This window comes from Actinomycetospora rhizophila, from assembly GCF_042657905.1.
Taxonomy (GTDB): domain Bacteria; phylum Actinomycetota; class Actinomycetes; order Mycobacteriales; family Pseudonocardiaceae; genus Actinomycetospora; species Actinomycetospora rhizophila.
On the sequence record NZ_JBHSKG010000004.1, the window covers coordinates 61,778 to 74,153 of the forward strand.

12 protein-coding genes are annotated in these 12,376 nt (G+C 75.2%); 6 read left to right on the top strand and 6 right to left on the bottom strand.

The window, feature by feature from the left end; genetic code table 11:
- Window positions 1-6: 6 nt before the first annotated feature.
- Window positions 7-969, bottom strand: a complete 963-nt coding sequence (locus ACFPK1_RS09660; protein WP_378020703.1) for a GlxA family transcriptional regulator — start codon at window positions 967-969, stop codon at window positions 7-9.
- A 72-nt stretch (window positions 970-1,041) separates the two neighbouring features.
- Here ACFPK1_RS09660 and ACFPK1_RS09665 point away from each other — a divergent pair, with 72 nt between their 5' ends.
- The 3 genes from ACFPK1_RS09665 to ACFPK1_RS09675 are packed head-to-tail and all read left to right on the top strand — an operon-like array spanning window position 1,042 to window position 3,761.
- A complete protein-coding gene (locus ACFPK1_RS09665; RefSeq protein WP_378020704.1) occupies window positions 1,042-2,355 on the top strand; it encodes an MFS transporter in 1,314 nt (437 codons plus the stop codon).
- A gap of 10 nt (window positions 2,356-2,365) precedes the next feature.
- Entirely contained in the window at window positions 2,366-2,983 is a 618-nt protein-coding gene (locus ACFPK1_RS09670) for a carboxymuconolactone decarboxylase family protein (protein WP_378020705.1), read from the top strand.
- Between the two features lie 10 nt (window positions 2,984-2,993).
- Entirely contained in the window at window positions 2,994-3,761 is a 768-nt protein-coding gene (locus tag ACFPK1_RS09675) for an IclR family transcriptional regulator (RefSeq protein WP_378020706.1), read from the top strand.
- Here ACFPK1_RS09675 and ACFPK1_RS09680 read toward each other — a convergent pair.
- Window positions 3,754-4,902, bottom strand: a complete 1,149-nt coding sequence (locus tag ACFPK1_RS09680) for an MFS transporter (protein WP_378020707.1) — start codon at window positions 4,900-4,902, stop codon at window positions 3,754-3,756. The genes ACFPK1_RS09675 and ACFPK1_RS09680 overlap by 8 nt on opposite strands.
- 206 nt (window positions 4,903-5,108) lie before the next feature.
- Between ACFPK1_RS09680 and ACFPK1_RS09685 the strand changes: the two genes are divergently transcribed.
- A complete protein-coding gene (locus ACFPK1_RS09685; RefSeq protein WP_378020708.1) occupies window positions 5,109-5,969 on the top strand; it encodes a tetratricopeptide repeat protein in 861 nt (286 codons plus the stop codon).
- Window positions 5,970-5,979: 10 nt separating this feature from the next.
- On the opposite strand, the gene ACFPK1_RS09690 is transcribed toward ACFPK1_RS09685, so the two are convergent.
- Window positions 5,980-7,137: a PEP/pyruvate-binding domain-containing protein gene (locus ACFPK1_RS09690; RefSeq protein WP_378020709.1), complete on the bottom strand. Its 1,158-nt coding sequence runs from the start codon at window positions 7,135-7,137 to the stop codon at window positions 5,980-5,982.
- Window positions 7,134-8,948, bottom strand: a complete 1,815-nt coding sequence (locus ACFPK1_RS09695) for a PEP-utilizing enzyme (RefSeq protein WP_378020710.1) — start codon at window positions 8,946-8,948, stop codon at window positions 7,134-7,136. Before ACFPK1_RS09695 ends, ACFPK1_RS09690 begins: the two co-directional genes overlap by 4 nt.
- 105 nt (window positions 8,949-9,053) lie before the next feature.
- Here ACFPK1_RS09695 and ACFPK1_RS09700 point away from each other — a divergent pair, with 105 nt between their 5' ends.
- Window positions 9,054-9,809 (top strand): SDR family oxidoreductase, encoded by a 756-nt coding sequence (locus ACFPK1_RS09700; RefSeq protein WP_378020711.1) that lies wholly within the window; start codon window positions 9,054-9,056, stop codon window positions 9,807-9,809.
- A gap of 12 nt (window positions 9,810-9,821) precedes the next feature.
- On the opposite strand, the gene ACFPK1_RS09705 is transcribed toward ACFPK1_RS09700, so the two are convergent.
- Entirely contained in the window at window positions 9,822-10,652 is an 831-nt protein-coding gene (locus tag ACFPK1_RS09705) for an alpha/beta hydrolase (protein WP_378020712.1), read from the bottom strand.
- Between the two features lie 61 nt (window positions 10,653-10,713).
- Here ACFPK1_RS09705 and ACFPK1_RS09710 point away from each other — a divergent pair, with 61 nt between their 5' ends.
- A complete protein-coding gene (locus ACFPK1_RS09710; protein WP_378020713.1) occupies window positions 10,714-11,619 on the top strand; it encodes a methionyl-tRNA formyltransferase in 906 nt (301 codons plus the stop codon).
- A 6-nt stretch (window positions 11,620-11,625) separates the two neighbouring features.
- Here ACFPK1_RS09710 and ACFPK1_RS09715 read toward each other — a convergent pair whose 3' ends face one another.
- Window positions 11,626-12,348 carry a pentapeptide repeat-containing protein gene (locus ACFPK1_RS09715; RefSeq protein ID WP_378020714.1) on the bottom strand — a complete coding sequence of 241 codons (723 nt, stop codon included), beginning with the start codon at window positions 12,346-12,348 and terminating at the stop codon, window positions 11,626-11,628.
- Window positions 12,349-12,376: the final 28 nt, after the last annotated feature.

Genomic DNA, 12,376 nt, shown 5'->3' on the forward strand with positions numbered 1-12,376 from the left:
GCGCGCTCAGGCGCCCCGGCGCCGGAACCGTCGCCGGTAGGCGAGCGGCGAGAGGCCGACCTCCTCGGCGAGGTGGGCCCGCAGCGAGGCCGCCGTGCCCAGCCCCGCCTCCGCGGCGACCCGGTCGACGGGCAGGTCGCTGCCCTCGAGCAGACGACGCGCGCGGGCCACCCGCTGCGCCACCAGCCAGGCGTGCGGCGAGGTCCCGGTCTCGGCGCGGAAGCGGCGGGTGAACGTGCGGACGCTCATCGACGCCCGCGCCGCGAGGCCCGCGACGTCGATGTCCTCGTCGAGGTGCTCCACCGCCCACGCCCGCACCGTGCCCGTGGCGCCCGCACCCGCCGGCGGCAGCGGGTGGTCGATGAACTGCGCCTGCCCGCCGTCGCGCCACGGGGCGACGACGAGGTGGCGGGCGACGGCGTTGGCGACCTCCGCGCCGTGGTCGCCGCGCAGCACGTGCAGGCAGAGGTCCAGGCCGGCGGCCAGCCCCGCCGAGGTCGCGACGTCGCCGTCGTCGACGAAGAGCACCGACTCGTCGACCTCGAGGTGGGGGTGCAGCCGGCGCAGGTCGGCGGCGCGGGCCCAGTGCGTCGCGACCCGCCGCCCCTCGAGCCGGCCCGCCGCGGCCAGCACGAACGCGCCGGTGCAGATCGAGAGCCACCGGGCGTGGGCGGGCACGGTGGCGAGCGCGGCGAGCACGTCGTCGGGCAGCACGCCGTCGCGGCGCGCGGGCACGTAGTGGGTGCCCGGCACGATCACGGTGTCGGCCGCTGCGAGCGCCTCCGGCCCGTGCTCGAGCAGCAGCGAGAACCCCGCCGTCGACGGCACCCGCTCGGTCATGCCGCAGACGCGCACGTCGTAGAGCGGGCCGTCGGGACCCTCGGCGGTCCCGAAGACCTGCGGCGGGATCTGCAGGTCGAAGCCGACGACCTCGGGCAGGGCGAGGACCGCGACCACGTGACGGGTCATGGCCGGATTCTTGCACGACATGGCGTTCGGGCCACTGGTCGATCGACGAGCGGTCCCGCAGGCTGTCTCCTCGTGACCGAGACGCGGCCCGACGCCACGCCCACGACGACCACGTCCGCCCGCCGGAACGCCTGGCCGTGGGCCGTCGCCGCGACCGCGTTCGTGACGCTGCTCGGCGCCTCGGGGTTCCGGTCGGCGCCGGGGGTGTTCGTCGAGCCGCTGCACGCCGAGTTCGGCTGGTCGACGGCGACGATCTCGTCGGCGGTGTCGCTCAACCTGCTGCTCTACGGCATCGTCTCGCCGTTCGCCGCGGCGCTGATGGAGCGCTTCGGGATGCGGCGGGTCGTCTCGATCGCCCTGCTGCTCGTCGCCGCCGGCAGCGGCCTCACGGTGTTCATGACGACCGCCTGGCAGCTGGTGCTGCTCTGGGGCGTGCTGGTCGGGGTCGGCACCGGGTCGATGGCGCTCGCCTTCGTCGCCGTGGTCACCGGGCGGTGGTTCGTGCGTCGGCGCGGTCTCGTCTCCGGCGTGCTGACCGCGGCCCAGGCCGCCGGCGGCCTGGTGTTCCTGCCGCTCATGGCCTCGCTCGCCGGGTCGGTGGGATGGCGGTTCGCGTCGCTGGTGGTCGCGGCGGGCGCGCTGGTCGTCGTCCCCCTGGTGCTCCTCTTCCTGCGTGATCGGCCCTCCGACGTCGGCACGGTCGCCCACGGGGCCACCCCCGGCGAGGACGAGCCCGAGGAGGTCGTCACGGGCGGGGCGGCCCGGCGCACCGTCGCCGTGCTGGCCGACGCCGCCCGCACCGGGACGTTCTGGCTGCTCGCGGGCGGGTTCGCGATCTGCGGGGCGACCACCGTCGGCCTGCTCAACACCCACTTCGTGCCCGCCGCCCACGACCACGGGATGCCGGCCACCACCGCCGCGGGACTGCTCGCCGTGGTCGGCGTGTTCGACGTGCTCGGCACCATCGCCTCGGGCTACCTGACCGACCGCGTCGACCCGCGCAAGCTGCTCGCCGTCTACTACGTGCTGCGCGGCGCGTCGCTGCTGGTGCTGCCGTTCCTGCTCGCGCCGACCGCCGCCCCGCCGCTGTGGGCGTTCATCATCTTCTACGGCCTCGACTGGGTCGCGACGGTGCCGCCGACCGTGGCGCTGTGCCGCGAGCGCTTCGGGTCGCGGGCGCCGATCGTGTTCGGCTGGGTCTTCGCGGCCCACCAGCTCGGCTCGGCGATCGCCGCGGTCGGCGCCGGACTGATCCGGGACGTCACCGGCGCCTACGACGGCGCCTGGTGGTCGGCCGGTGCGCTGTGCGTGGTCGCGGCGGGGCTCTCGCTGGCCATCCGGCGCTCGGTGACGACCCGGACTGCCGGCGACCCCGCCCGCCGTTAGCGTCGGCCGGGTGACGATCTCCGTGCACCCCGGCGCCGACGACCGCGACTGGGGCGGACGCCTCCCGCGCAACGAGACGCTCGAGCTCGACGACGACCAGCGCGCCGTCCGCGACCGGATCGTGGAGCGCGGCGCGGTGTGGGCCGAACGCTCCGGCTTCGCCGCGACCGACGACGCCGGCGGGCTGCTCGGGCCGTTCAACGCGTTCGTCCTGCGCCCCGAGCCGGGGACGGCGTTCAACCGCTGGATCGCCACCGACCAGCGCCACTCGTCGCTGGCCGCGCCGATCCGCGAGGTCGTCATCCTCACCGTCGGTGTCGCGTGGCAGGCCGACTACGAGGTCTACGCCCACGTCGCCGCCGCCCGCAGCGCCGGGCTGTCCGAGACGGTCATCGCCGGCCTGCGCGAGGGCTCCACCGAGGGCTTCGCGGACGACGAGCTCGCCGCGCACCGCTTCGCCGACGAGCTCGTGCGCACCCACCGCGTCGCCGCCGGGACCTACGCGCGGGCCGAGGAGCTGTTCGGGCGCGACGGGGTCCTCGACCTGGTGCACCTCGTCGGCATGTACCTCGCGACCTCGGCGCTGCTCAACGCCTTCGAGATCCCCGCGCCGCCGATCCCGGACTAGGTTCGCTCCCGTGGCGCCGCGGCCGAGCTGGGAACTGGGCTCGGTCCGCAACGCCGCGCGGCTGCTCAAGGAGTTCTCGGTCCTCGACCGCGAGCTCGGGGTCGCCGAGCTCGCCCGCCGTCTCGACCTGGGCACGAGCACGGTGCACCGGCTGCTCGCGACCCTCGCCGACGAGCGCCTGCTCGAGCGCGGGCCCGGCGGCACCTACCGGCTCGGACTGGCCGTCCACGAGCTCGGGGCGAGCGTCGCACCGCACGTCGGGCTGCACGAGGCGGCGATGCCGGCGATGGCCGGGCTGCGCCACGCGACGGGGGAGACCGTGCAGCTCGCGGTGCTCGACGGGATGGACTCGGTGTACGTCGAGCGCCTGGAGAGCCCGCACACCGTCCGGATCTTCGCGCGGGTCGGGACGCGCCTGCCCGCGACGACGACCAGCACGGGCAAGGTGCTGCTGGCCGCGCTGGCCCCCGAGGAGCTCGACGCCCGGCTCGCCGCGTGGACGCCCGAGCGCCCGACCCCGCACTCGATCGCCGACCCGGCCACGCTGCGGCGGCGCCTGCGCGAGATCGCCGAGCGCGGCTGGGCCGACAACCGCGAGGAGAGCCGGCTGGGCGTCGTCTCGGTCGGCGCGCTGATCCGCGACGGCGCGGGCGAGCCGGTCGCCGCGGTGAGCGTGGCCGTCCCCGTCGCGCGGGCGGCGGCGGCCACGATGCGCCGCTACACCGCGCTCGTCACCGACACCGCCGACGTCATCAGCCGCCGCCTGGCCCTCACGTGACCGGACGCGCCCGCGCGAGGCCGACGAACGCGACGATCCCGAGCACCGCGACGGCCCCGGCGAACACCATGCCGGACGTCACCAGCCCGAACGCCGCCGACGCGACGCCCTCGCCGATCACCGGCAGCGAGATGCCCACGTAGAGCACGAGGAAGTAGCTGGACGCGACCTCGCTGCGCTGCGCCGCCGGGCTGCCCGCGCTCACGGCGCCGAGCCCCGCCCGGAAGCTCATGCCCTGCCCGGTGCCCGCGACCACCGCGCCCGCCACGAGCAGCGCGAGCGAGGCGAGCCCGATCGCGGCGCCGACCAGCAGCACGCCGACGACCAGCATCGCGCAGCCGACGAGCAGGGCCGGGCGCTCGGCGAGCCGGGACGAGGCGATCTGCCCGACGGTCGAGGCGCCGAAGAGCGCGAAGACGACGAGCCCGTCGACGAGGTGGTCCTGGATGTGGAGGACCTGCGTGAGGAAGGACGGGGACACCCCGGTGAACAGGCCGAGCACGGCGAACCCCGCGAACCCCGCGATGGCCGCGCGCACGAACACCCCGCGGACCTCGGGCGGCACCGCGATCCGCTGCGGTCGCCAGCTGACCGGGCCGTCCGCGGTCTCGATCGGCTCGACGACCCTCCAGAGGGCGACGCCCACCACGAGCACCAGCACGATGTGCACGAGGTAGGGCAGGACGAGCGGGGCGGGCGCGTACTGCGCGAGCGCGCCGGCCACGACCGGCCCGAGGCCCAGACCCAGCATGTTCACCGACGCCGCGAGCAGGCTGTGGCGCTGCTGGCGGCCCTCGGGGGCGAGGTCGACGATCGCCGCGGTGGCGGTCCCGGTGAAGATGCCGGCCGAGATCCCGGACAGGACGCGGCCGACGAGGAGCGCGGTGACGCTGTCCGGGACGAGGAAGACCGCGCTCGACACCGCCGCGAGCACGAACCCGGGCAGGAGCACCGCGCGGCGTCCGAGCTGGTCGGAGAGCCGCCCGAACAGCAGCAGCGCGAGCGTCACGCCGACGGCGTACGCCGCGAAGACCACGGTGACCATGACCCCGCCGAACCCGAGGCGCTGCTCGTAGATCGGGTAGAGCGGGGTCGGCAGGGTCGCGCCGAGCATCGTCACGAGGAAGGCGAGGGCGACCACCCCCGCCGCCGGCGATCCGCGCAGGCCGCGGGGCGCCCCGCGGGTGGAGGTCTCGGTCGACGAGCTGATGGTGGTCCTCCGTCCGGTCGACGGAGGCGTGTTCCCGGGCGGTGGCGGCCGTACGCGCGCCGGCTCGCAGGTGGCGCAGCTCACACGGCGGATGGCTATCCTCGTGCGGGAGACCGCGCGTCCTCCTGGAGGCCCCCATGACCACCGACCGGCAGGACGTCGCCTCGCCCGAGTTCTACCTCGACCAGGCCCTGGCCGCGTTCGAGCGGGCGCGCGAGCTCACCGACGTCGACGAGCACCCGGCCACCTACGGCGTCGTGCTGCACGACATCGCCCTGGTGCACGAGTCCAGCGGGCGGGTCAGCGAGGCCGCCGACCTCTACCGCCGCTCGGCGGCCGCCAAGCGGATCGGCTCCGCCCCGGACGACCTGCAGATCACGCTCTCCGCGCTCGCGACGTGCCTCATCGACGCCGGGGAGGTCGGCGAGGCCCACACGGTGGCCGACGAGGCCCTCGAACTGCTCGGCCGCCCGGGTCTCGACCTCGACCGGTCGCGGCGCGCCGACCGGGCGTACCGCCTGGGGCTGCTCTACGAGCGGCTCGGCGAGCACGGGGCACGCGGGGCCGACCGGCAGGCCCTGGAGACGTTCGAGTGGGCGCTGTCGCTGCTCGACGAGCAGGCGAGCCCGGGCTACTGCGGGCGCATCCTGCGGGCGGTGGCGCGCATGCAGGTCCTGCTCGGGCGGGTGCACGACGCGTCGGCGAGCCTGACCGAGGCCGTCCGGTTCCTGGAGCGGGACGGGGACGCGATGGTGCTGGTGTCCGGGCTGATCGACCTCGGGCGGGTGTACCAGCGGCTCGCGGACGAGAGCATGGTCCCTCCCGTCGTCCCCGCGCCGCGGGCGCCGGAACCGGCGACCGACGCCGAGCCCGAGGCCGACGCCGAGCCCGAGCCCGAGGTCGAGGCCGAGGACCCGCCCGAGGCCGCGAGCACCGACGGACCCGGCTGGGTCGCCGGGTCCGACGGCATCGCCCGCGCGGAGCCCGCCGGGGCGTGAGCGCCCGGCGCTACCGCCCCGGGATCGGCTTGCCGGAGAACAGGTACTTCTGGGCCAGCGCCACGGGGTCGTAGGCGGCCGGCGCGGCCTCCTCCGGCGGCGCCGTCACCGTCACCGGCCGGGTCTGCACGATGCACACCGGGTCGCCCGCACGGCGGTGGCGGCTGATCACCCACTCGACGTCGACCGGGTGGCCGTAGTGCTCCTCGATGGCACGCACCGCGGAGGCGATCGCGCCGATCTGCTCGTCGTCGAGCACCTTCCGGTCGGCGAGCTTGGCCGGCATGTCGATCTCGGTGACCGCGCCGACCGCGAAGTCGAACGCCGACACGATCCGCTTGTGCGCGACGTCGTACTTCAGGACCCGGCCGTCGGCCTTGCCGATCTCGACGTGGTCGGGGTCGACGAGGCCCTGGACGATCGCCTCGCCCCAGCCCCAGCTGGTCTCGACGACGATCCGGTCGGACTTGCCCGTCACCGGGTGGACCGAGAACGCCACCCCGGACGCGCGGGCGTGGATCAGCTCGATGACGCCGACGGCGATCGGCATCGCGTGGTGGCTGATGCCTTTGCGCAGTCGGTAGGCGAGCGCGCGGGCGGTGAACAGGGAGCCCCAGCAGTTGCGGACCGCGTCGAGCACCCGCTCGATCCCCGACACCCCGAGGTAGGTGTCGAAGATGCCCGCGAACGACGCGTCGGCGGCGTCCTCGCCGGTGGCCGACGAGCGCACCGCGACCGGCACGTTGACGTCGACGCAGCGCAGGCACAGCTCCTCGTAGGCCTCGGTGAGCCGGGCCGTGAGGTGCTCGCCGACGGGCGTCGCCGTGAACATCGCCCGGATCTCGGCCGACGCCGCCTCGACCTCCGCCTCGGAGGGCGACGGCCCGAGCCGGCCGATCACGGCGTCGATCCGTTCGTCGAGGCCCGACTCGCGGCAGTGCCGGGCGTAGGCGTCGACGGTCACCGCGAAGCCCTGCGGCACCTCCACGCCCGAAGCCAGCAGCTCGGCGAGCCGGCCCATCTTCGAGCCGCCGGCCGCGATGGCCCGCTGCGGGTCGACCTCGTCGATCCAGACGACGGCGTCGCAGCTGTGGCCAGTGGTGGGTGTGACGGTGGTGGGCGTGACGGTGGTGGCCGGGTCCATGGCTGCCTCCGGAGCGGCGGTCACCCGGCGACACCCGCAGGGGTCTCGGCGGTGTCCGGGGTGGTGGTGGCCTTCGTGACGATGGTGACGGTGCCGGTGGTGCCGTCGACCTCGATCTCGTCGCCGTCGGCGATCGACAGCGTCGCGACGCCGACCGCGGTGACCGTCGGGACGCCGTACTCGCGACCGACGATCGCCGCGTGGGACAGCATGCCGCCCCCGTCGCACACGGCGCCAGCGATCTTGCCGAAGGCGGGCGTCCAGTTCGGCGATGTCGACTCGCAGACGAGGATCGAGCCGGGCTCGAGGCGGTGCAGCTCGTCGGACGACTGGAGCACCCGGGCGATGCCGCGCGCCGTGCCCTTGGACGCGGCGACGCCCGACATCACCGTCTGCTTCGCCGCGTCCGGATTCTGCACGGCCTTGATCGCCGAGGGGTTGAGCCCGAAGATCTCGATGAGCACCGGGTCCTCGACGGCCTCGGGGATGGTCCCGAGCACCTTCGGCATCTCGCTGCGCTTCGAGAACCAGTGGTCGAAGTACTGGCGGCGCTCGCCCACCAGGCTCTTGAGCTCGCCCGCGTAGGGGCGCCGGCCGCTCGCGACGTCGACGAGCTCCGGCCAGAACAGGTAGAGCATGTCGTCCTTGTGGTCGGCGTTCTCGCGCCGCGCCAGCTCCTGGCAGCCCCACCGCAGCGGGAGCATGACCTTGAGGTCGATGTAGTAGTTGTGGTCGTCCTGCCACCACGGGAAGTTGGCGGCCTGGTTGGACTGCAGGCCCGCGTCGAAGACCGCCTGCTCCTCCTTGGTGAGGCCGGAACGGGCGTTGTCGATGGCCTCGTCGCGCTCGGCCAGCGCGTTGCGGGCCGCGGCCTCGAAGTCGTGGGCGTCGTCGCGCTTGAGGAACGTCTTGACGAGGCCGAGCGGGATCGTGTTGTCCTCGATCCAGCTCGGCACGCCGACGTCGCACGTCGCCTCGGCGCGCCAGCCGTAGACCTGCAGGAAGTCGTCGAACTCGGTGAGCCACACCGACGCCGCGCCGCCGTGGCGGCCGAGGGCCTCGCGCAGCTGGTGGGGCTCGTTCTCCTCGAAGACCGCCTCGATGCCGACCTGGCGGGCCTTGAGCGCGAGCCGGTAGAGCTCGCGGTCGGTCTCCATGATCTTGGTGTCCTCGCCCTGGAGGAACTTGCCGATCTCGGCGGGGTCGATCCCCATGTCGGCGCAGGCGCCGTAGAACCCGAGGAAGTTGGCCAGCATCGGGTACATGACGCCAAAGTGGATCTCCATCGAGCGCTTGTGGTAGCGCCGGCCCTGGGTGAGCAGGTCGGTGAGGTCGGGCGTGCCGGTGAAGTCGACACCGCGGAAGTACTGCCAGGTGGCCTCGAGCTCGTCGCGGCCGCTCTCCCAGATCGAGCGGTAGTTCTGCAGGAAGTGGGGGAGGTTGGTCGCGATGCGGTTGGCGCGGGCGCCGATCTCGCGGGGGTCGGTCTCGGGCAGGGCGCAGCCGTAGAGGTGGGTGCCGGCGAAGCGCGCGGTGATGCCGCGCCCGGGCGGGAGCGGCAGCGACTCGGCGGCGTGCTGGGTGCCCCAGCAGTAGCCGTCGGAGCTCCACAGGGTCGCGGCGAGCGGGGTCAGGCCGCGCGACCAGTGGAAGTCGAGGAACCAGAAGCCCTGTTCGTCGCCGGGCTTGAAGGGACTGGCCCCGTCGACGATGTACGGCGACTCGAAGTGCTCCGGCTTGTACCCCGGGTACCACTCGCCCGTGGCGAACTCGTCCACCGGCACCACGTTGGCCATCTGGTCCTCCTCGTCGATGAGCGCGAGGTCACCGTTCATCCCCTCGGCGCTGTGATGCAAGCAACACGTTCCACCAGCGCGAACGTTGCCCGCCGCCGAACGGGGGCGTGGGTGGGCCGGCCGGGGGTCCTAGGGTCACGCGTCATGACCGAACCGCTCGCCGTGGTCGTCGGCGCCACCGGCGCCCTGGGCGGGGCGATCGTGCACCGGCTGCGCTCGCGCGGGCTGCCCGTGCTCGCCGTCGCCCGCTCCGCCGAGGCGCTCGCCGCGCTGGCGGCCGACGACGAGGGTGTCGGGGCCTGCGCGGCCGACATCGGCGACGACGGCGCCGGTGAGGTGATCGCCGAGGCGCTGCGCACCCGGGACCTGCCGGTGCGGATGGTCGTCCAGGCCGCCGGCCTGCCCGCCCTCGGCGGGCTGGACGTCGTGGAGCCGGCGGCGCTCGGTGCGGCGGTCGCGCTCAAGGTCGGGGGCCTGCTGCGCCTGGTCCGGGCCGCCGACCCGTGGCTGGGCGACGGCGCGCGGATCGTCGCGCTCGGCGGGCACTACGGCGCCGAGCCGTCCCCGCACGTGCCGGGTGCGGGCGTCACCAACGCCGCCCTGGCCAACCTCGTGCGCCAGCTCGCCGACGCGTACGGGCCGCGCGGGATCACCGCCCACCTCGTCGCCCCCGGGCCCGCCGACACCGACCGCCTGCGCCGCCTCTCGTCCGCGCAGGCCGACGCGCGGGGGATCGACGTCGAGGACGTGCTCGCCGAGCGCCGGGCCGAGTCGCCGCTGGGGGCGATGGTGACCCCGGAGCAGGTCGGCTGGGCCGTCGCGACGCTGCTGGACCCCGAGGCGTCGGCGCTGACCGGCTCGACCCTGGCGCTCGACATGGGCGCCCGGCGGGGCCTCTAGATCCGGTCTTGCCTAGATCCGATCGGCCAGCGCGACCACCGCGCCGACGACCGCCGGCCCGTGCGCGAGGACGGCGTCGTTGTGGTCGGCCCCCGGGACCGCCACCACGTCCCCGGCGGCCGCGGCGGCCACCGCGCGGCTCTGCGCCGGCGGGATCGTGCGGTCGGCCTCGCCGAGCACCACGGTGGTCGGCACCCGGGCGCGCGCGACCATCTCGGTGACCGGGAACCGGTCGGCCAGCAGGGCCCGGACCGGCAGGAACGGGTAGACGAGCTCGCCGATCGAGGGCAGGTCGACGAACGGCGAGCGCAGCACCATGCCGGCGACCGGCGCCCCCGGGGTCTCGGCCGCGAGCCGGGCCACGACGGCCGAGCCCATGCTCTCGCCCAGGTAGAGCAGGCGCTGCGGGGCGACGCCACGGTCGCGCACGAGGTGGTCGCGGGCCGCGCGGGCGTCGGTGGCGAGGCCCTCCTCGCTGGGGCTGCCGGGGTTCCCGCCGAAGCCGCGGTAGTCGAACAGCAGGACGTCGAGACCCTGCTCGGCGAGCGCCGCGGCCAGCGGTGAGCGCGCGGAGCGGTCGCCGGCGTTGCCGTTCGCGACCAGCACCGTCACCTCGCGCCGCTCGCTGCGCGCGGGCACGAACCAGGCCCCGAGGGCCAGCCCGTCGGCGGTCGTCAGGGTGACGTCCTGCGCCGCCGCGAGCGCGGACGCCGCCGGGGCGACCGGTCCGCGCGAGGGCACGTAGACGAGCTCGCGCTGGAACAGCCACAGGCCGGCGACGAGGACCAGCGCGGCCACGAGCAGCACGGCGATCCCGACGCCGATCCCTCTCGTCCCGCCCATGCCTGTTCGTCCTCCGGGTCCGAAATGGTAGGGATTGTCCCCGACAGGGGAGGTGGTGCTCGTGGAGGTCGCGCTCGTCGCCGAGGAGGCCGCGGGGGTCCGCACGCTGCAGCGGATCGCGCGCAGCGACCACCGGCTGCGGATGGTCCTGACCGCGAGTCGTCCCGACGAGGGCGGTGTCGCCGCGGCGGCCGCGGAGCTCGGCGTGCCGACGGTCCCCGCCGACCGCGTCCGCGACCCCGCGCTGGCCGACCAGCTGCGCGACGCCGGCATCGACGTGCTGCTCAACGTGCACTCGCTCCACCTCGTCCGCCCGGAGGTCCTCGCCGCGCCCCGCGTCGGGGCGTTCAACCTCCACCCCGGCCCCCTTCCCGAGGTCGCGGGTCTCAACGCCCCCAGCTGGGCGGTCGCGCGGGGCCACGCCGAGCACGGCGTGACGCTGCACTGGATGGAGGCCGGGATCGACACCGGCGACGTCGTCGACCAGATCCGCTTCCCGGTCACGGCCGACGACACCGCGCTCACCGTCTCGGTGCGCTGCGTCGCCCGCGGCCAGGAGCTCGTCGACCGGCTGCTCGCCCACCTCGACGCCGGCGCCGTCCCCCGGCACCCGCAGGACCTCGCCGCCCGCCGCTACTTCGGCCGCGAGGTCCCGCACGACGGCCGCATCCCCTGGTCGAAGCCCGCCCGCGAGGTCCTCGACTTCGTGCGCGCCTGTGACTACGGCCCCTACCCCTCGCCCTGGGGCATCCCGACCACCCGCCGCCACGACGCCGACCTCGGCGTGGTCCGCCTCGCGGCGACCGGTCGCGCGTGCCCGGGACGCTCGCCCGGCGAGGTCGACGACGACGACGAGGGCCCGGTCGTCGCCACCGCCGACGAGTGGGTGCGCCCCCGCCGCCTCGTGGCCTCCGGCCGGGGCTGCGACCCCGCCACGGTGCTGCGCGCGGGGGACCGGCTCTCCTAGGAGCTCCTAGATCACCTGGAGCCCGAGCGCGCGGCACACGTCGGCCGCCTGCTCGGCGGAGACGATCGCGCCGCGCAGCACCGCGGGCGTCTCCGGGGTGATCTCGCCGAGGTCGGCGCCGCGCAGGTCGGCGCCGTCGAGGCGGGCGTGCGTGAGGTCGGTGCCGCGTAGCGCGCAGTCGGTGAGGACGGCCTCGCGCAGGTCGGCGCCCGAGAGGTCGGCGTCGGAGAGGTCGACGCGCTCGAGGCGCCAGCCGCGCAGGGCGGCGTCGGCGAGGCGCGCGAGGGCGAGCGAGCACCCGTCCACCGAGAACGTGACCGCGAGGCTGCGCATGCCGGTGAGGTCGGCGCCGATCATGCGGCAGTCGCGGAACGCGGTGTCGGTGAGGCGGGCGCCGACGAGGCGGGCGCGCGAGAGGTCGACGCCCGTGAGGACGGCGTCGGTGAGGTCGGCGTCGCCGAGGTCGGCCTGGGCCAGCGAGCCGCCCTCGACCGTCGCGCCGTCGAGCACCGCGCCGCGCAGCCGCGTCCTCGTCAGCGTGCAGCGCTCGAGCGTCGCGGCACCGAGGTCGACCCCGGAGAGGTCGAGCTCGGTGAGCACGCAGCGCCGGAGCACCCACCGGCCCCCGTCGGACAGCGCCTCGCGGACCGCCTCGGGGTCGGCGCCGGAGAGGTCGACGTCGGTGACCTCGGGGCCCTGCCCCAGGGCGGCGAGGAGGTCGGTGCGCACGGGCGCCGAGTCTGCTCCCCCCGCCCGG

What these genes read in the sequence shown, in the direction of transcription:
- ACFPK1_RS09695 (WP_378020710.1), bottom strand. Translation starts at nt 8,948, where the DNA reads ATGAACGGTGACCTCGCGCTCATCGACGAGGAGGACCAGATGGCCAAC.
- ACFPK1_RS09700 (WP_378020711.1), top strand. Translation starts at nt 9,054, where the DNA reads ATGACCGAACCGCTCGCCGTGGTCGTCGGCGCCACCGGCGCCCTGGGC.
- ACFPK1_RS09660 (WP_378020703.1), bottom strand. Translation starts at nt 969, where the DNA reads ATGACCCGTCACGTGGTCGCGGTCCTCGCCCTGCCCGAGGTCGTCGGC.
- ACFPK1_RS09685 (WP_378020708.1), top strand. Translation starts at nt 5,109, where the DNA reads ATGACCACCGACCGGCAGGACGTCGCCTCGCCCGAGTTCTACCTCGAC.
- ACFPK1_RS09705 (WP_378020712.1), bottom strand. Translation starts at nt 10,652, where the DNA reads ATGGGCGGGACGAGAGGGATCGGCGTCGGGATCGCCGTGCTGCTCGTG.